20 protein-coding genes are annotated in these 17,111 nt (G+C 60.0%); 14 read left to right on the top strand and 6 right to left on the bottom strand.

Annotation, left to right across the window (positions count from 1 at the left end):
• Positions 1–47: 47 nt before the first annotated feature.
• Complete coding sequence (locus tag ACR0C5_RS13565) at positions 48–752, bottom strand: GntR family transcriptional regulator (RefSeq protein WP_170783130.1); 705 nt, start codon at positions 750–752, stop codon at positions 48–50.
• Positions 753–776: 24 nt separating this feature from the next.
• The gene (locus ACR0C5_RS13560; protein ID WP_480877326.1) at positions 777–2,132 is read right to left on the bottom strand and encodes a formimidoylglutamate deiminase; all 1,356 of its coding nucleotides are present in this window, start codon (positions 2,130–2,132) and stop codon (positions 777–779) included.
• 81 nt (positions 2,133–2,213) lie between these two features.
• Between ACR0C5_RS13560 and hutI the strand changes: the two genes are divergently transcribed.
• The 8 genes from hutI (at position 2,214) to ACR0C5_RS13520 (ending at position 9,540) form a co-directional block, all read left to right on the top strand.
• On the top strand, positions 2,214–3,422 hold the full coding sequence (gene hutI, locus ACR0C5_RS13555; RefSeq protein ID WP_170774941.1) for an imidazolonepropionase: 1,209 nt from the start codon (positions 2,214–2,216) through the stop codon (positions 3,420–3,422).
• The gene (gene hutH, locus ACR0C5_RS13550) at positions 3,419–4,948 is read left to right on the top strand and encodes a histidine ammonia-lyase (RefSeq protein WP_480877323.1); all 1,530 of its coding nucleotides are present in this window, start codon (positions 3,419–3,421) and stop codon (positions 4,946–4,948) included. The genes hutI and hutH overlap by 4 nt, the downstream gene beginning before the upstream one ends.
• The gene (gene hutG, locus ACR0C5_RS13545) at positions 4,948–5,766 is read left to right on the top strand and encodes an N-formylglutamate deformylase (protein ID WP_170774937.1); all 819 of its coding nucleotides are present in this window, start codon (positions 4,948–4,950) and stop codon (positions 5,764–5,766) included. Before hutH ends, hutG begins: the two co-directional genes overlap by 1 nt.
• A complete protein-coding gene (gene hutU / locus ACR0C5_RS13540; protein ID WP_480877319.1) occupies positions 5,763–7,445 on the top strand; it encodes a urocanate hydratase in 1,683 nt (560 codons plus the stop codon). The genes hutG and hutU overlap by 4 nt, the downstream gene beginning before the upstream one ends.
• A gap of 70 nt (positions 7,446–7,515) precedes the next feature.
• Complete coding sequence (serB, locus tag ACR0C5_RS13535; RefSeq protein WP_480877316.1) at positions 7,516–8,394, top strand: phosphoserine phosphatase SerB; 879 nt, start codon at positions 7,516–7,518, stop codon at positions 8,392–8,394.
• Between the two features lie 46 nt (positions 8,395–8,440).
• Complete coding sequence (locus ACR0C5_RS13530; RefSeq protein WP_170355455.1) at positions 8,441–8,770, top strand: ArsR/SmtB family transcription factor; 330 nt, start codon at positions 8,441–8,443, stop codon at positions 8,768–8,770.
• Positions 8,758–9,186, top strand: coding sequence for an SRPBCC family protein (locus ACR0C5_RS13525; protein ID WP_480877313.1), 429 nt, complete (start codon positions 8,758–8,760; stop codon positions 9,184–9,186). Before ACR0C5_RS13530 ends, ACR0C5_RS13525 begins: the two co-directional genes overlap by 13 nt.
• Before the next feature lie 33 nt (positions 9,187–9,219).
• Entirely contained in the window at positions 9,220–9,540 is a 321-nt protein-coding gene (locus ACR0C5_RS13520) for a YciI family protein (protein WP_170791324.1), read from the top strand.
• Positions 9,541–9,543: 3 nt separating this feature from the next.
• Here the strand turns inward: ACR0C5_RS13520 and ACR0C5_RS13515 are convergent, their stop codons facing one another.
• Entirely contained in the window at positions 9,544–10,542 is a 999-nt protein-coding gene (locus ACR0C5_RS13515; RefSeq protein ID WP_170791323.1) for an asparaginase, read from the bottom strand.
• 178 nt (positions 10,543–10,720) lie between these two features.
• Here ACR0C5_RS13515 and ACR0C5_RS13510 point away from each other — a divergent pair, with 178 nt between their 5' ends.
• The 5 genes from ACR0C5_RS13510 to ACR0C5_RS13490 all read left to right on the top strand — a co-directional run bounded on the left by ACR0C5_RS13510 (position 10,721) and on the right by ACR0C5_RS13490 (position 14,212).
• Complete coding sequence (locus tag ACR0C5_RS13510; RefSeq protein WP_170774923.1) at positions 10,721–11,254, top strand: invasion associated locus B family protein; 534 nt, start codon at positions 10,721–10,723, stop codon at positions 11,252–11,254.
• Positions 11,255–11,426: 172 nt separating this feature from the next.
• Positions 11,427–11,594, top strand: coding sequence for a hypothetical protein (locus ACR0C5_RS13505; protein ID WP_170774922.1), 168 nt, complete (start codon positions 11,427–11,429; stop codon positions 11,592–11,594).
• A gap of 110 nt (positions 11,595–11,704) precedes the next feature.
• Positions 11,705–12,082, top strand: coding sequence for a lysozyme inhibitor LprI family protein (locus tag ACR0C5_RS13500; protein ID WP_170774920.1), 378 nt, complete (start codon positions 11,705–11,707; stop codon positions 12,080–12,082).
• A gap of 79 nt (positions 12,083–12,161) precedes the next feature.
• On the top strand, positions 12,162–13,349 hold the full coding sequence (gene rlmN, locus ACR0C5_RS13495) for a dual-specificity RNA methyltransferase RlmN (RefSeq protein WP_170791314.1): 1,188 nt from the start codon (positions 12,162–12,164) through the stop codon (positions 13,347–13,349).
• Positions 13,350–13,648: 299 nt separating this feature from the next.
• Positions 13,649–14,212, top strand: coding sequence for a cytochrome P460 family protein (locus ACR0C5_RS13490; RefSeq protein ID WP_331252768.1), 564 nt, complete (start codon positions 13,649–13,651; stop codon positions 14,210–14,212).
• A 6-nt stretch (positions 14,213–14,218) separates the two neighbouring features.
• Here ACR0C5_RS13490 and ACR0C5_RS13485 read toward each other — a convergent pair whose 3' ends face one another.
• Positions 14,219–14,560, bottom strand: a complete 342-nt coding sequence (locus ACR0C5_RS13485) for a hypothetical protein (RefSeq protein WP_170774914.1) — start codon at positions 14,558–14,560, stop codon at positions 14,219–14,221.
• A complete protein-coding gene (locus ACR0C5_RS13480) occupies positions 14,557–15,474 on the bottom strand; it encodes a DnaJ C-terminal domain-containing protein (RefSeq protein ID WP_480877308.1) in 918 nt (305 codons plus the stop codon). The genes ACR0C5_RS13485 and ACR0C5_RS13480 overlap by 4 nt, the downstream gene beginning before the upstream one ends.
• Before the next feature lie 154 nt (positions 15,475–15,628).
• Between ACR0C5_RS13480 and ACR0C5_RS13475 the strand changes: the two genes are divergently transcribed.
• Entirely contained in the window at positions 15,629–16,012 is a 384-nt protein-coding gene (locus ACR0C5_RS13475; protein WP_170783117.1) for a hypothetical protein, read from the top strand.
• On the opposite strand, the gene ACR0C5_RS13470 is transcribed toward ACR0C5_RS13475, so the two are convergent.
• Positions 16,013–17,110, bottom strand: coding sequence for a cystathionine gamma-lyase (locus tag ACR0C5_RS13470; protein WP_480877305.1), 1,098 nt, complete (start codon positions 17,108–17,110; stop codon positions 16,013–16,015). It abuts the gene before it with no gap.
• Position 17,111 lies beyond the last annotated feature (1 nt).

Below are 17,111 nucleotides of genomic sequence, written 5' to 3'. Positions count from 1 at the left end.
CGAATCTGGCGTGGATTGGCACAGTGGTAAAGCCCAATTTGACGCGTTCAGAACTGGGTGGTCATCCGGTATCCGGCGCCGAAATACATTTTGGCGTAGGTGACGGGTTGCCCCTCCAACCATGTGATGCGTTCACCGGTAAACACCGGCTCACCTTCAGGCAGGTCCAGAAAACGGGCGACGGTCGCGTCCGCCCGGCTGGCTAGAAAGCTGAGTTCCACATTGGTGAACGGCACAGTCTGGATCAGCCACTCATTTGGGCCGATTGCCGAAAAATCCGCCTGCGCTACTTGCGGCACGCTGTCCACTACAATCCATCGGTCTTCGTATTGAAACGGGGTATTGCCCGAAAAATGCATGCATCGCACATGCACGGTGCTTTGGTCGGGCCGCAAAGCAAGACGCGCGGTCAGCCAATCCGGGGCGACAGTCGTCTCGGCTGAGACCAGTGCATAGCGATAGGTTCCACCGGTCGCTTCGACCTCGTCCCGGACCATGGGTATGCTGAACCGGGCCTGCCGCTGAGGCGCGCTAAGCACACGGGTGCCAGCCTTGCGGCGGCGTTCCAGATAGCCTTCATCCGCCAGTTCTCGCAAGGCGCGGTTGACGGTGGTGCGGGTACAAGAGAACTCGGCCGCCAAATCCTGTTCGTTGGGTAACAGCGAGTCGGGCTGCCATTCGCCCGAGCGGATGCGCGCCAAAACAGTTTTCTTGATGTCTTTGTAGCTGGTGGTCTCGGTTGATTGCGGCATGTACCCTCGGTTTTCGGATGCGTTCTAGACCGCGGACAAAAGATCGGCAATTCCTACCCTGTAGGCAGAAATGATCTGGTCGCGGTTCACGTGGCGGCCTTGCCGCACCATATGCCGTCCGGCAGACCACAGATCGGTCACGACCCCGTCAGGGGCGGCGAAGCACAAGCCGTCCAGCAACTGATCGTCGGTCAAGGCGCAAAGGGTCGGATGGGTGCGGTCGATGGCCACCATATCGGCCAACTTGCCCACCGCAATCTGCCCTGCATCCCGCGATAGGGCCTGCGCGCCACCCTCAGCTGCGCAGGTATAAAGCGCGTGGCCCACCGATCCGGCCTGCTGAACCAGAACTGTACGTTCCCGGTCGCGAAGACGTTGGGAATATTCCAGCATCCGCAATTCCTCGGACAGGGAAATCCGGACGTTCGAATCCGACCCGACCCCAAACCGTCCGCCCGCCTGCATATAAACCGCGCCGTTGAAGATCCCATCACCCAGATTGGCCTCGGTGATCGGGCAGAGCCCGGCAACAGCGCCCGAGCGCGCCATGGCCTGCGTTTCCGCATCGGTCATATGGGTCGCATGGATCAGGCACCAGCGGTCATTCACATCGGCATTGTCCAACAGCCAAGACACGGGCGTCGCGCCCAATGCGGTCTGAACATCCCGCACCTCCTGCGTTTGTTCGGCAATGTGGATATGTACCGGGCCTTGCGGTGCCGCTTGCAACAGGCTCTGCAAGTCGGACGCAGAGGTCGCACGCAGGGAATGGGGCGCAATGCCCACAAGACTGTCGGGATGCGGCGCCCCTTTGCGGCAATCTTCGACCAGGCGCAGATAGGCGTCCACGCTATGACCGAACCGCAACTGCCCGCCCGCAAGCGGCTCTTGCTGAACGCCGCCATAGGTGTAAAGCACCGGGAGATGGGTTAGGCCTATTCCGGTCTGTTGCGCAGCGGCAAATATACGTTGGCTCAGTTCCGAGCGGGTCTCGTAGGGCTGCCCGCCGGGTTGGTGGTGAACATAGTGAAATTCACCGACCGAGGCGTAGCCTGCCTCTTGCATCTCTATGAAAACCAAAGCTGCGATGGCTTCGATCTGGTCGGGCGTCAACCGGTCCAGAAAGCGGTACATCAGGGTGCGCCATGTCCAGAAGCTTTCCCGCCCGTCGGCGCGGGTTTCGGTCATTCCGGCCATGGCCCGTTGAAAGCTGTGGCTGTGCAAGTTGGCCAAAGCGGGCATCAGAACGTCCACCTGATCGTCCTGCGGCTGAGGCCGCGCGCCGGTTTCGATCCGACTGATCCGGCCTTCTTTCACCTCGACCCTAAGGTCCGAGACCCAGTCAGAGCCGATCAGGGCGGTTTTGGCGTGCACAGTCATTGGGATTCCATTTTGTGTAGACTTTAATATTTTATACGTATACTTAAAAAGCGACAAGAAAGGGAGCCCAAAAGAATCCTCATGGCAAAAAAATCGGTTCTTCTAAGTGCGCATATGGCAACCATGGTCGCGGGCGCGGCGCCGTATGGCCTGTGTCAGAACGCAGCAATTGCTGTCGACGGGGGGCGGATCGTCTGGGTGGGTGCTCGGGCGGATATGCCCTCGGATTATGCGGATTGGCCGATTCAGGATTTTGGCGACCGGCTGATCACGCCAGCCCTGATTGATGCGCACACGCATGTGGTGTTCGGTGGCAACCGCGCCGCCGAGTTCGAGATGCGCCTGAACGGGGCCAGCTATGAGGAGATCGCCCGCGCCGGAGGAGGGATTCTGTCCACCGTGACCGCCACGCGTTCAGCCAGCCAAGAGGCGCTGCTGGCAGATGCCCTGACGCGCGTGGATGCACTGCTGGCCGAGGGGGTCAGTTGTATCGAGGTCAAGTCCGGCTATGGCTTGGATGTCGCGACCGAGCTTAAGATGCTAAGCGTTGCACGGCGGATCGGGCAGGCCCGGCCCGTGCGGGTCAAGACCAGCTTTCTGGGCGCACATGCCGCGCCGCCGGATTACCGCGCTGATCCCGACGCCTACTTGACTGAGGTTTGCATTCCCGCCCTGCGCAAGGCCCATGCCGAAGGTCTGGTCGACGCGGTGGACGGGTTCTGTGAGGGCATTGCTTTCAACCCGACCCAGATCGCCAGGGTGTTCGATGTGGCGCGGGAACTTGGTTTGCCCGTCAAACTGCACGCCGAGCAACTCTCCAATCTGGGCGGCGCCAAATTGGCCGCAGCCTATGGGGCGCTGTCGGCGGATCATGTGGAATATCTGGATGGCGATGGCGTCTTGGCCATGGCGGAAGCGGGTACGGTTGCGGTTCTTCTGCCCGGCGCGTTCTATACCTTGCGGGAGACCCAGAAGCCTCCGGTCCAACTGCTGCGTGACCGAGATGTTCCGATTGCGCTGGCGACGGATTGCAATCCGGGCTCGTCACCTTTGGCCTCGCTTTTGCTGACTATGAACATGGCCTGCACCCTGTTCCGCTTGACACCGGAAGAGGCGTTGGCCGGTGTAACCCGAAACGCTGCGCGCGCTTTGGGGCTGGCGGATACCGGGCAAATTGCGCCGGACCTGCGGGCTGATCTTGCGGTCTGGGATGTTTCTCATCCGGCGGAACTGGCTTATCGCATTGGCTTCAACCCCTTGCACGCGCGCCTGTTCGGAGGATCGGAATGACCGAGCTGACCCTGACCCCCGGCGCGGTCACTCTGACCGATTTGGCGCACGTGTATTGGCAGGATGCCGCCGTGGCGTTGGACCCCGCATGCAAGCCTGTGGTCGAGGCCGCAGCCCACCGCGTGCAGGCCGCCGCGCAAGGCGCAGACCCTGTTTATGGCGTCAATACTGGCTTCGGCAAACTGGCCAGCCACAAAATCGCGGCGCAGGATACATCTACCCTGCAACGCAACCTGATCCTCAGCCATTGCTGCGGGGTTGGCCCTGCAATCTCACGCCGCGTGACCCGGTTGATGATGACGCTCAAGCTGTTGTCCTTTGGCCGTGGGGCCTCGGGCGTGCGGTGGGACTTGATCGAGCTGCTCCAGCAAATGCTGGCACGTGGTGTGACACCTGTCATCCCGGCGCAGGGATCGGTCGGGGCATCGGGCGATCTGGCCCCCTTGGCCCATATGACCGCCGTGCTGATCGGTGCAGGTGAGGTCGAGGTGGACGGGACCGTCCTTCCAGGGCTTGAAGCGCTCAAAAAGGCCGGGTTAGAGCCGGTTCAACTCGGTCCGAAAGAGGGGTTGGCATTTATTAATGGGACCCAGTTCTCGACAGCATTTGCGCTGACAGGGCTGTTTCAGGCCTGGCGTGCAGCGCAAAACGCTTTGGTTGTGTCTGCTCTATCGACCGACGCGATCATGGGTTCGACCGCGCCGTTGCGCCCCGAAATCCACACTTTGCGTGGGCATCGGGGCCAAACCGAGGCGGCCAGCGCCATGCGTGCGGTTCTGGACGGGTCAGAAATTCGCGAAAGTCACCGTGTTGGCGACACGCGGGTTCAGGACCCTTATTGCATCCGTTGCCAGCCGCAAGTCACGGGCGCGGCCATGGATGTGATGCGCCAAGCGGCGGCCACGCTTGAAGTCGAAGCCAACGCCGCCACCGACAACCCGCTGGTTCTGGAGGACGCGATTGTCTCGGGCGGGAATTTTCACGCCGAGCCCGTGGGCTTTGCCGCCGACATGATCGCATTAGCCCTGTCCGAGATCGGAGCCATCGCGCAACGACGCATCGCCCTGATGGTGGACCCGGCGCTGAGCTTTGATCTACCGCCCTTCCTGACGCCCAAACCGGGGCTGAACTCGGGCCTGATGATCGCCGAAGTGACAACTGCGGCATTGATGAGCGAAAATAAGCATCTGGCCAACCCCTGCGTCACCGACAGCACGCCGACCTCGGCCAATCAAGAGGATCACGTCTCGATGGCGGCCCACGGCGCGCGACGGCTTACACGGATGGTCGAGAACCTGAACTATATCCTGGGGGTCGAGATGCTGTGTGCAGCCCAAGGCGTGGAATTCCGCGCGCCCCTTACAACAAGCGCCCCGTTGCGGCAGGCCGTAGCCCGGCTGCGCGCCGATATCCCGGCCCTGTCCGAGGATCGCTATCTGGCGCCAGAGCTTGAACAGGCGAAGGTGTTGATTGCCGATGGGTGTGTGTTGGACGCGGTCAAACTGCCCATGCCGGAGTTGTTCTGATGCAGGTGGTTTCGGTTCGTTCCGGTGACAGCCCGATTGTGCTGGGTCAGCCTCATGGCGGAACCCATGTGCCCGATGACATCGCAGCGCGGTTGAACGACATTGGCCGGGGGCTTGCGGACACGGATTGGCACATAAACAGGCTCTATGAAAGAGCATTTACCGATGCGACGGTGGTGCAGTCCCATATCCATCGCTATGCCATCGACGCAAATCGCGACCCCGACGGTGTGTCGCTCTATCCCGGTCAGAACACAACGACGCTGGTTCCGCTGACCGATTTTGACGGCCAACCGATCTGGGCCGATGGGCAAGAGCCCTCAGCGGATGAAATCGAATCCCGGCGTCACGCCTATCATGCGCCTTATCACGCCGCGCTGCTGCAAGAACTGCACCGCGTGCGCGCGCGTCATGGGGTGGCGATCCTGTTCGATTGCCACTCGATCCGGTCCCGAATTCCGTTTCTGTTCGAAGGGGAATTACCCGTTTTCAACACCGGCACGAATGACGGTCAAAGCTGCGCACGCGTCATCGAACAGGCCGTGCAAGGGGTGGCTGAGGGTGCCGAAAGGATGCCCGCGGAGCTGAACGGACGCTTTCGCGGTGGTTGGACAACCCGCCACTATGGGCAACCAGATCAGAATATCCACGCGATCCAGATGGAGTTGGCGCAGCGCTCCTACATGGACGAGATGCCGCCATGGACGTGGCGCGCGGACCGGGCTGCGGCCTTACGGCCTTATCTCACCGACATGCTCACCCGCCTCAATGACCTCGCCCGATCGGGGGCACTGACCAATCAAGGAGCCCAGACATGAGCGACCCGCGCAAAAACACCCGTGATATCTATCCGCCCACTGGTCCCGAGCTGAACGCCAAAAGCTGGGTGACAGAGGCACCGTTGCGGATGCTGATGAACAACCTGCACCCGGACGTGGCCGAGAACCCGCATGAGTTGGTGGTTTATGGCGGTATCGGACGCGCAGCTCGTACATGGCAGGATTTCGACACTATTGTTGAGGGTTTGAAGGATCTGGAAGAGGATGAGACTCTGATTGTCCAGTCCGGCAAGCCCGTGGCCATCATCCGCACCCACAAGGATGCACCGCGCGTTCTGATCGCCAATTCAAACATCGTGCCACATTGGGCCAACTGGGATCACTTCAACGAACTCGATAAGAAGGGCCTGATGATGTACGGCCAGATGACGGCCGGCTCGTGGATCTATATCGGCACGCAGGGCATCGTTCAGGGAACCTATGAGACCTTTGCCGAGGCCGGGCGTCAGCACTATGGCGGCGACCTGACCGGCAAGTGGATTCTGACCGGCGGCTTGGGTGGTATGGGCGGCGCGCAGCCTCTGGCGGCCGTCTTTGCCGGGGCTTGTTGTCTGGCGGTGGAATGCAACCCCGACAGCATCGACTTCCGCCTGCGCACCAAATACCTGGATGAAAAGGCCGAGACGCTGGACGAAGCGCTTGAGATGATCGACCGCTGGACCAAAGCTGGTGAGGCGAAATCCGTCGGTCTGCTGGGCAATGCCGCCGAGGTTTTCCCCGAGATCTACCGTCGCATGGCCGAGGGGTGCATGCGCCCCGATATCGTCACCGATCAGACCAGCGCCCATGATCCGATCAACGGCTATTTGCCCATCGGCTGGTCCATGGCACAGTGGCGGGAAAAGCGCGAAACAGAGCCTAAGTCGGTGGAAAAAGCCGCACGTGCGTCTATGAAACAGCATGTCGCGGCCATGGTTGATTTCTGGAATGCAGGCGTCCCGACACTGGATTACGGCAACAACATCCGCCAGGTGGCGCAGGATGAAGGGCTGGAAAACGCCTTTGCCTTCCCCGGTTTTGTACCTGCTTACATACGCCCGCTGTTCTGCAAAGGGATCGGCCCGTTCCGCTGGTGCGCCCTATCCGGCGACCCCGAAGATATCTACAAAACCGACGCCAAGATGAAGGAACTGTTCCCAGAAAACGAGCACCTGCACCGCTGGCTCGATATGGCGCAGGACCGCATCGCATTTCAGGGTCTGCCCGCGCGCATCTGCTGGATCGGGCTTGGGGATCGGCATCGCGCTGGGCTCGCCTTCAATGAGATGGTGGCTAATGGTGAACTAAAAGCCCCCGTGGTGATCGGGCGGGATCACTTGGACAGCGGTTCTGTTGCCAGCCCGAACCGCGAGACCGAGGCTATGCTTGATGGCTCAGATGCGGTCAGCGACTGGCCTTTGCTGAATGCGCTGATCAACACGGCCAGCGGGGCGACATGGGTTTCGCTGCACCATGGAGGCGGCGTTGGCATGGGTTTCAGTCAGCACGCGGGTGTGGTGATCTGCGCCGACGGGACCGAGGACGCCGCGCGGCGGCTAGAGCGGGTGTTGTGGAACGATCCGGCGTCGGGCGTGTGGCGTCATGCGGATGCCGGGTATGAGGCGGCGAAGGATTGCGCCCGTGCGCATGGGCTGCGGTTGCCGGGTATTCTGGGCTAGGGCGCATCTCTCCTCTGGCGAAAATGCTGCACCTGCGATATCCCGCAGGTGAGCTTGCCGGAGATTGAAGATGTACGTTGCCACTCTTTTGACTAACCCTGACAAAAATGCGCTGGAACAGACTCTGGTCGACTCCCTGCGCAATGCTTGGGGCGGGGGTGACGTTCAGTGGCTGAGCCCGGATGAAGCCGCAGAGTTTTCGCTGGCGGGCCTGCCGGACAATCAGTGGGACGTGTGGGCTGATTTGCAGAACATGGGTGTCGATCTGGTGATTCAACCCGCCGACGATCGCCGCAAGAAGATGCTGCTGGCCGATATGGACAGCACCATGATCCAGCAGGAATGCATCGACGAACTGGCCGATGAGGCCGGCGTAGGCGAGCGCGTCAAGGACATCACAGCGCGCGCCATGAACGGCGAGCTGGATTTCGAGGGCGCTCTGACCGAGCGTGTCGGTTTGCTGAAAGGGTTGGACGAGGCTGTGATCGACAAGGTCCTGGCCGAGCGTATTACCCTGATGCCCGGCGGCAAGGAACTGGTTGGCACGATGCGGGCGAATGGTGGTTATGCCGCGCTGGTTTCAGGAGGGTTCACGGCGTTTACGTCCAAGGTCGGGGCCGAACTGGGCTTTGATGAGAACCGTGCAAACACGCTGCTGGCCGAGGGCGGTAAGCTGACCGGTGATGTCGGGCGTCCCATTCTGGGTCGTCAGGCCAAGGTGGATGCTTTGGAACAGATCACTGCGCGGTTGGGTCTGTCCGAATCGGATGTGATCGCTGTGGGCGATGGCGCGAATGATCTGGGTATGCTGGGACGGGCCGGAACCGGGGTGGCGCTGCATGCGAAACCTTCGGTCGCGGAACAGTGTGAGGTGCGGGTAAACCACGGAGATCTCACGGCTTTGTTGTTCCTGCAAGGCTATGCACGATCTGAGTTTGCGGCCCGTTAGCACGGCGCGGCTTTCTTTTATTTAACAAAAATGTTAAACAATGGTCATGAACACCCTTCTGACCACATTTTCCGCGTTGTCCGACGCAACGCGATTTTCCATCGTCGAGCAGCTTATGCAGGATGGAGAATTACCTGCCGGAGACCTGATCGAAGGACGCGGCATGTCCGGCGCCGCGATCTCGCGCCATTTGAAACTGCTGCGCGAGGCGGGGCTGATAAATCAGCGCGTGCAGGGCAGCCAGCGGATGTATTCGATCCGCCCCGAGGGGCTGCGCGCGATTGCGGAGTGGACCATCTCGAAACGTCAATTCTGGGAAAGCAGCCTGGACCGTCTGGGTGATGCAATCGAAAAGGAGACCTCATGGCCGATTTGAAACTGGAGCGCGCTTACCCGCTTGCACCGGACGATCTGTATGCGTGGATCAGCACCCCCGACAAGCTTCTGCAGTGGTGGGGACCCGAAGGGATGCATGTGCCCGAGCACAACCTGGATTTCTCTCGCACGGGTCCGTGGTATTCGGTGATGCAAAATGGCGAAGGGCAGCGGTTTAAGGTTTCGGGTCATGTGACGCATGTCGATCCGCCCAAATCGGTTGGGTTCACATGGGGCTGGCATGACGATCAGGACCAGCGCGGAGCCGAAAGCCATGTGACGTTGGTGGTCGAGGCAGCAGAAGAGGGTGCAAAGTTGATCATCGACCACCGCGAGTTGGGCGATGACGAAATCGCAGCGAACCACACCAAAGGCTGGACGTCGACGCTGAACAAGCTGGCCGCACAGCTGGCCTAGTTTTTCATCACGAAGGCATAAGGGAGGAAATAAATGCCACAGTTTCTATTTGTCTATCACGGTGGTCATACCCCGACCGACCCCGCTGAAATTGAAGCGACCATGGCCGCCTGGGGCGCTTGGTTTGGCGGAATGGGCGAGGCACTGGACATCCCCGGAAACCCGGTTGGCCAGTCTTACACCGTCAGCAGCAGCGGTGTTGTTGACAATGGCGGCGCCAATCCGGCCTCGGGCTTTACAGTTGTCAAAGCCGAAAGCATGGATGCTGCGACCGACATGGCCAAAGGTTGCCCGATGGTTGTCAACGGGTCCGGCTCGGTCGAAGTGGCCGAGATTCACGAGATTGAGATGTAGCCTTTAGCTGGGGAACCCCGGCGCGGGTTTGATCACGCCGCATTCCAGCCCTCGACGGCTGTATTGCGTGGCGTTCAGAAATTTGCGGGTGGCCGGGTGGTCGGCCTCCAGCACGCCCAAGCTGACCAGAACCGCGGCAATGGCGCATTCGCTGGCGCGGGTGGTGCCGTCGGTGATCTTCAATGCCACGCCCATGCGTTTTTCGGGTAGGATTGCGATGAACACAGCCTCGGCACCGGTTTTGATGGCAACGCGACCACCCATGGCGCGCATCAGTTCGGTGCAGGCGCGGGTTTCACCGGCGACCAGCTCGGGGTGTTTCATCATTGCGGCCGTCAGCTGTTGCGCCGCGTCGCTGGCCCGGTCCGACCGATCCGCGGCGCTGGCAAACCACGCCATCGAACGCGCCAACCCGACCAGCGAGGTCGCAAAGTTCGGGGCCGAGCAGCCGTCGATGCCGTAGGCGGGGCTGGTCTCGCCCGTCGTTTCCTCAAGCGCGGACAGGCAGGCCTGTTGTACGGGGTGGTCGATTTCCAGATATTCCGGTCCGGCGCCCATATGCTGAGCAACGGTCAGAAACCCGCAATGCTTGCCCGAACAGTTATTGTGAATCTGACATGGCGTGTCATCGGCTAATATTAACCCGTCGCGCGCAGCCATGTCCTGTGGCTCTTGCGGGCCGCAGCGAAGATCGGGTTCCGCCAGACCCAGGTGGTCCAACCAGGCTGAGACGCGATCGGTATGAATATGCGCTCCACTGTGCGAGGCACAGGCCAGTGCAAGATGTTCCGAGGTCAGCCCGTACTTCGCCGCTGCACCCGAAGTGATCAGCGGCAGCCCCTGAATCATCTTGGCCGAGGATCGCGGATAGATCACAGCGTTCGGATTCCCCCAACTTTTAACGATCTGGCCGGTATCGTCGCAGATCACCGCATGCCCAAGATGTAGGCTTTCCAACAGCGGTCCGCGCCACAGTTCTGTCATTGGTACGGCTTGTGTCATTAGAACATTCCTTAACATGCGCAAAATTCTGCCAATCGCTCTTTCGCCTGTGGCGAAACCTGCGTTACAGTGTGTATGTCGGCAATCATCGGAAGACGCAACGTACAGACGGATCAGGCAGGGTCCGCACGCATTTCCGGTGGGTATGAGGTAATGGGTCGAGCTAGGAGGCTGGACGATGGGATCAAAGCTTGTCCGCGTGATCGCGGGCCTGTGCATAGCAGGATTGGCAACAACGGCAACTGCACAACAGGCGACGAGCACGAACAGGGTTGCAGCCAAAACGGACTGGAGCGTCTTCGTCGAGGATGACCCGACTGAATGCTGGAGCGTTTCCGCCCCCAAGGAAACCGTGAACACCCGCGGTGGGCGGGTCGTGTCGGTACGGCGCAGCGACATTCTGCTGTTCGTGTTCTACCGCCCCAACGCCGAGGTCAAAGGGCAGGTGACGTTCACGGGCGGCTATCCATTTGCACCGGGATCGACTGTCAATCTTGATATCGACGGCACCAAGTTCGAGCTGATCACCGAAGGTGAATGGGCGTGGCCCGCAACCGAAGGTGAAGACCTGAAGGTGGTCGCAGCCATGAAGCGCGGGACCGAGGCCGTCCTGACGGCGCGCTCGGAGCGTGGGACGCAGACCAAGGACACGTTCTCGCTGCTGGGGTTCACCGCTGCGATTGAAGACGCCGAGACGCGCTGCACCAACTAGACTGGGCATTTGCCTGATCGCTGCCCCGCCAGTCTGGCGGGGTTTTTGCGTTGTGGCAGGGCATTGTGCAGCGTTCTGGAGGCGGCATTCGTATTCGAAATTTGATTCCAGTCAAAGAAATGAATGCAAATATCTGCATGTATAAGGCTCTGAACTAGGGAAGGAGCCCGACATGCAAACGAAATCACTCACCGCTCTCTTGATGATGGTCGCCCTTATCCTGAGTGCTTGCGAGAAAGAGGCCGACACATATCCGGTCACGGGCGAGCAATGCGGGCCGGATGATCCAGTTCAAACGCTGGACGCAACGGATTGCAATATCGTGCCACCGGGCATTTGACGCATGCGGGTCCCATCGTGGCACGGCCATGTCGTCGTGTCTGGGGCTTCGACGCTTTGGGGTAAAACCGGGCCTGTGCTAGTATTGGGCAACCAATAGGGGGCTGCCCGATGCGCTTTGCATTTTTGATTTTGTTTCTGTCTTCCGCTGCCAGTGCTGATCCAACTCTAGAATGTCTGGATGCTGGTTCTCAGATAGAGATTGGCGCATGCGTGGGCGCGATGGAGGACCGCGTCGATCAGGCGATAGATGCAAGTTACAACATTGCCATGCAATCGGCCAAAGAACTGGATGATGTTACCGGACGTGTTGTGGCAGTGCCCGCGTTGGACAGCGCGCAGACCGCGTGGCTGGCTTACCGCGATGCCCAATGCGAGGCTGTTGGCGCGTCGTTCGGCGGTGGGTCAGGTACCGGCATTGGCATTACCGCCTGTCGGGTAGAGTTGGGCCGGGCACGTGTGGACGAATTGCTGCGCTACGCGAATTAAACGCGACGATTTCTTTTGATCTTTGCGCTAGGTCCTATATAGAGGCGCATCCCAAGCCAGAATCCGTTGAGATAGCCCCATGTCGCCCAAAGCGCCGATCACTCAAGACGTCATGACCATCCCCCGCAAGCTGCCCGAGGGGAAGGTTAACCTTGTCGGTCTGACTCGCGACCAATTGCGCAAGACGCTGGTCGCACATGGCACGCCCGAGAAACAGGCCAAGATGCGCACCGGGCAGATCTGGCAGTGGATCTATCAATGGGGTGTTCGCGATTTTGCGCAGATGACGAACCTCGCCAAAGCCTATCGGGCCCAACTGGCCGAGAGCTTTGTGATCGAAATTCCCGAGGTCGTAACACGGCAGGTGTCCGAGGATGGCACCCGAAAATACCTGTGCCGCATCGCCGGCGGGCACGAGGTTGAGGTAGTCTATATCCCCGAGGACGATCGCGGCACGCTGTGTATTTCCTCGCAAGTGGGCTGCACGCTGACCTGTTCTTTCTGCCATACAGGCACACAGAAACTGGTGCGCAATCTGACCGCGGCCGAGATCGTGGGTCAGGTGATGATGGCTCGCGATGATCTGGGCGAATGGCCCACTCCCGGTGCGCCCAAAGACGAAACGCGCCTGCTGTCGAACATCGTATTGATGGGCATGGGCGAGCCGCTTTACAATTTCGACAACGTGCGCGACGCGATGAAGATCGCCATGGACCCAGAGGGAATTTCCCTGTCCCGCCGTCGGATTACGCTTTCGACCAGCGGTGTGGTGCCCGAGATTGCCCGCACGGCGGAAGAAATCGGCTGCCTGCTGGCGATCTCGTTCCACGCCACTACGGATGAGACCCGCGACGTGCTGGTGCCGATCAACAAGCGCTGGAATATCGAAGAGCTGCTACACGCACTGGCCAGCTATCCCAAGGCGTCTAATTCGGAGCGGATCACGTTCGAATACGTGATGCTGGATGGAGTCAATGACAGCGACGCCGACGCGCATAGGTTGATTGACCATATCAAGCGCCACAACATCCCGGCCAAGATCAACCTGATCCCGTTCAACGAATGGCCAGGCGCGCCTTATAAGCGCAGCTCGAACAACCGGATCCGGGCGTTTGCGAATATCATCTATCAGGCGGGTTATGCCTCCCCCATCCGCAAAACGCGGGGCGAGGACATTATGGCAGCCTGTGGTCAGTTGAAATCCGCAACCGAGCGTGCGCGCAAGTCGCGCAAGCAAATTGCAGCCGAAGCGGGCCTCGACGGATAGTAAGCATAAAATTTGATCGCCCCGTAAACAGATTTAATGCGTCTGCGTCTGTCTATTGCATGCGTTTTTTGGTATGTTTGCCAGGTCAAAACTTGGGTACTGCGCTCACATCCATGCACAATGGGGTGAGAGTCGAGTGCCCCGTGATGGCGAGAAGACCCATGGCCGCTATCTAATAGCCACTCACAAGACGTGCGGCGTTTCTGTGTACCGAATTGAACAGATAGGCCATATGAATGTTTGTGCAATTGATACGACAAAACCGCAAAATTCTATTGGGGTTAGGATTGGCAGGCTTGGTGGCGACCGGAGTCGCGGCCCAGTCGAATGGTGAAAACGCGCATCTTGCGATCGAAAACCCGGCGGATCTAACCAAGGAAGAGGCGCTGAGTATCTATGCCTCATTACAGCGCCGGATGGCGCGGGGATACGCCGCCGCGCAGATGGATGAGCTGCGAAATTACCAGAGCTGGCCTTTGTTCAACGATGCGCCCTATATCTCGGAAACCCATGGCAGGCGGTTCGTAAACAGCTATGCCAACCGGATGGCGCACAATTACGGCACGCTGCAACCGGGTGAAAAGCTGCCTTTGGGGTCGGTGTTGGCCAAGGACAGCATGACTGTCACGGATGAGGGCAACACCCATCCCGGCGCCTTGTTCGTGATGGAGAAACTGGCCGAAGGCGCCAGCCCGGATACGGCAGATTGGCGCTATATCATGGTGATGCCGGACGGGTCGGTCTTTGGCGACACGATGGGCGACCGCGCCAGCGCCGTGTCTTATTGCCACGATTGTCACGAGGCCGTGGCGGATAGGGACTATACATTCTACGTGCCCGAAGAATATCTGGTGCAGAACTGAGCTTTCCTATCGCCCGAACCGGGCGGTGCCGATCACGTCGATCAGGCTTTGCCTGACGGGCTCGGGCTGCGATTCGACGGCGTTCAGCACCTCGCGCAGTTCGGCGCGCAACCCGTGCATCTGGTCGATCAGCGAGATCATCATCGACAGTGCATCTGCTTCCATCTCGTACTGGTCGTGTAACTCGCAGGCCAGCTCTAGTCGGGCCACGTCAAGGCTATGATAGACCAGCCCTTGTTCGGTGCTTTCAGGGATCACGATTTCGGCGGCCAGATACTCGGTCAACCGGGCTGAGGTCAGGCGAGTCACGGTTGCGATCACTTCGGATTCGGTCAGGGTGCGGGTCATGACGGCATTCCTTTGCGAGGATCATAGCGGTGTGTGTCACGCCACGTTTCCATGAAAGCCTTTAGGTCATCGTCGATCTGGTCCGGCATGGCGACGGTCAATTCGATCAGTTGGTCGCCCCGGTCGGAAGAGCCGCGTTTTTTGACCCCTTTGCCCCGCAACCGCAAGGTTTTGCCGCTGCTGGTGCCGGGCGGCACGCTGACGTTGACGCCGCCGTCAATAGTTGGCGCGGGGACTTTGCCGCCCAGAACAGCCTCGTCAATGGTGATGGGCAGGGTAATGTGGATGTCATCACCCTGACGTTCAAACACCGGATGAGGTGCGACTGTCACGGTGACCAGAGCATCACCTGCAGGCCCGTCGCCAAACCCGGGATCCCCCTTGCCGCGAAGTCGGATGGTTTGGCCGTCTGTAATGCCTGCCGGGATCTTAACCTCGATCCGGTCGCCGTCAGGCAATGTCAGTTTCTGGCTGGCGCCAAACACAGCGTCCAGAAAGCTGATCTGCAGGCTGTAGCTGCGGTTATGCCCCGGCGCATGGAACCCCTGACTGCGTTGACCATAGTTGGCGCGCCCGCGCATGAATTCGGCGAAGATGTCCGACATATCGTCCGGGTCTGCCGCGCGCCCGCGATAGGGGTTTCCGGCAGCCTCGGCATAGTCACGATAGTATTGTTGTTGCGGACGCTCCTGGCCCGAGGCGTCAATCTCACCCCGATCGTATTGCGCCCGTTTCTCGTGGTCTTTCAGCAGATCATAAGCGGCGGCTGCGGCTTTGAATTTTGCCTCGGCCTCGGCGTCGCCGGGTTTCAGATCGGGGTGACAGTCCTTGGCGATACGCCGATAGGCTTTCTTGATCTCGGCGTCGCTGGCATCCTTGGCAACACCTAAAACGGTATAGGGATCGTCGCTCATCTCACCTCTCGTCGGTGGGGGTCTGACCTTGATACTTGGGTTTTATCATGCGATTTCAAAGACCCAAAAGAAAGAGGCTTTTGAAATACCTCGCTAAATCGCTTAATCCTGCTAATATCTGCATGTTTTGAATTGATTGCTGACGGAGACTTTAATGACGCGCAGACTCAAGTCCGTTCTGGCCCTGCTGGCTGGGAATGCCATCGGGTTGCTGCTGGCGGCGATCTTGCTGCCTGAATTTGCGATCCGGCCGATCTCGTTCATCGTGGTGGTGATCGTTTTCACGCTTATTCAATGGGTCGCCGAGCCACTGATCCTGAAACTGGGCGCAAAGCGCGCGCCTGCAATCAAGGGCGGTATCGCGTTGATCGTGACCTTTGTCGGGTTGCTGCTGACCGATCTGATCACAAATGGTCTGACTGTGGGCGGTATTTCGAACCTGCTGGCCGCAACCTTGCTGGTCTGGCTGGGGGCGTTGATCGCCAGCATCGTGCTGCCGATCTACGTGTTCACTGAACTGCGCGAGCCCAAGAAATAATCACAGCGCGTTAAGGCTGGCGTTTATCGCCTGCCACAACTCCTCGACCGGCTCACACCCGACCGAAAGACGGATGAAGGCCGGGTCCACATCGTCGCCCCAGCGCGCGCGGCGTTCGGCTGAACTGTGGACGCCTCCGAAGGATGTGGCAGGACGAAGCATCGGGCAGGCGTTGATGAAGGTTTCGGCTTTGTCTTCACTGTCCAGCGTGATCGACAACAGAAACCCGAACCGCGTTGTCTGCGCTTTGGCCAGCGCGTGCGCGGGGTCAGAGGGCAGACCGGGATAGCGGATAGCTTTCACCGCAGGGTGATCCGCTAGCCGCTCGGCCAGTACCTGCGCCGAGGCGCACATCCGGTCGAACCGCACATCCAGCGTCTCTAGCCCGCGATGCAGCAGCCATGCCTCATGCGGGCCGGGGATCGCGCCAGAGACTTTGCGCCATTCCTCGACCCGCTCCATGAGCTGCGGATTGCGGCTGGAGACATGGCCCATCAGCAGGTCGGAATGCCCACCCATCGCCTTGGTGTCCGAGGTGACAACCACATCCACGCCCAGATCCAGCGGGCGCTGGCCCAGCGGGGTCATGGTGGTGTTGTCAGCAATCGTGATCCCTCCGACTGCGCGTACTGCTTGTGCAATCGCGGGCAAGTCCATCATGTCCAGACCGGGGTTCGATGGGCTTTCGACAAAGACCACATCGAACCCCTCAAACCCGCCCTCAGTGAAACCGGTCGTGGGGCGTTCGGTGACGGACACACCCAGACCCGACAGGAACCGATCCGCCAGCACGCGGGTGACATAGTAGCCGTCGGACGGGATCAGGATGCGCGACCCGGCCTTGATGGTGGCAAACAAAGCGGCCGAGATCGCCCCCATGCCCGAGGGGAACACGAGGCAGGGCGCGTCCTCCAGATGGGCCAGAACATGTTCCAGATGCACCCATGTGGGGTTGTCGACGCGGCCATAGGTCGGCAGGCCATCCGGCGCGCCTGGCAGGTGGTACATGCTGCTTTGCGTGAGCGGCAGCGCCACAGGGTCGCCTGCATTCAGGGCATTGCCGCGCAGGTGCAGCATCTCTCCGGGTTTGGGGGCCATC

It is taken from the genome of Ruegeria sp. N8, assembly GCF_056531325.1.
Note: the sequence above shows the minus strand (reverse complement) of the source record. Positions and strands in the feature narration are given on the sequence as shown.

Excerpts from the sequence above, each read along its gene's own strand:
- ACR0C5_RS13565 (WP_170783130.1), bottom strand. The coding sequence starts at position 752 with ATGCCGCAATCAACCGAGACCACCAGCTACAAAGACATCAAGAAAACT.
- ACR0C5_RS13560 (WP_480877326.1), bottom strand. The coding sequence starts at position 2,132 with ATGACTGTGCACGCCAAAACCGCCCTGATCGGCTCTGACTGGGTCTCG.
- hutI (WP_170774941.1), top strand. The coding sequence starts at position 2,214 with ATGGCAAAAAAATCGGTTCTTCTAAGTGCGCATATGGCAACCATGGTC.
- hutH (WP_480877323.1), top strand. The coding sequence starts at position 3,419 with ATGACCGAGCTGACCCTGACCCCCGGCGCGGTCACTCTGACCGATTTG.
- hutG (WP_170774937.1), top strand. The coding sequence starts at position 4,948 with ATGCAGGTGGTTTCGGTTCGTTCCGGTGACAGCCCGATTGTGCTGGGT.
- hutU (WP_480877319.1), top strand. The coding sequence starts at position 5,763 with ATGAGCGACCCGCGCAAAAACACCCGTGATATCTATCCGCCCACTGGT.
- serB (WP_480877316.1), top strand. The coding sequence starts at position 7,516 with ATGTACGTTGCCACTCTTTTGACTAACCCTGACAAAAATGCGCTGGAA.
- ACR0C5_RS13530 (WP_170355455.1), top strand. The coding sequence starts at position 8,441 with ATGAACACCCTTCTGACCACATTTTCCGCGTTGTCCGACGCAACGCGA.
- ACR0C5_RS13525 (WP_480877313.1), top strand. The coding sequence starts at position 8,758 with ATGGCCGATTTGAAACTGGAGCGCGCTTACCCGCTTGCACCGGACGAT.
- ACR0C5_RS13520 (WP_170791324.1), top strand. The coding sequence starts at position 9,220 with ATGCCACAGTTTCTATTTGTCTATCACGGTGGTCATACCCCGACCGAC.
- ACR0C5_RS13515 (WP_170791323.1), bottom strand. The coding sequence starts at position 10,542 with ATGACACAAGCCGTACCAATGACAGAACTGTGGCGCGGACCGCTGTTG.
- ACR0C5_RS13510 (WP_170774923.1), top strand. The coding sequence starts at position 10,721 with ATGGGATCAAAGCTTGTCCGCGTGATCGCGGGCCTGTGCATAGCAGGA.
- ACR0C5_RS13505 (WP_170774922.1), top strand. The coding sequence starts at position 11,427 with ATGCAAACGAAATCACTCACCGCTCTCTTGATGATGGTCGCCCTTATC.
- ACR0C5_RS13500 (WP_170774920.1), top strand. The coding sequence starts at position 11,705 with ATGCGCTTTGCATTTTTGATTTTGTTTCTGTCTTCCGCTGCCAGTGCT.
- rlmN (WP_170791314.1), top strand. The coding sequence starts at position 12,162 with ATGTCGCCCAAAGCGCCGATCACTCAAGACGTCATGACCATCCCCCGC.
- ACR0C5_RS13485 (WP_170774914.1), bottom strand. The coding sequence starts at position 14,560 with ATGACCCGCACCCTGACCGAATCCGAAGTGATCGCAACCGTGACTCGC.
- ACR0C5_RS13480 (WP_480877308.1), bottom strand. The coding sequence starts at position 15,474 with ATGAGCGACGATCCCTATACCGTTTTAGGTGTTGCCAAGGATGCCAGC.
- ACR0C5_RS13475 (WP_170783117.1), top strand. The coding sequence starts at position 15,629 with ATGACGCGCAGACTCAAGTCCGTTCTGGCCCTGCTGGCTGGGAATGCC.
- ACR0C5_RS13470 (WP_480877305.1), bottom strand. The coding sequence starts at position 17,110 with ATGGCCCCCAAACCCGGAGAGATGCTGCACCTGCGCGGCAATGCCCTG.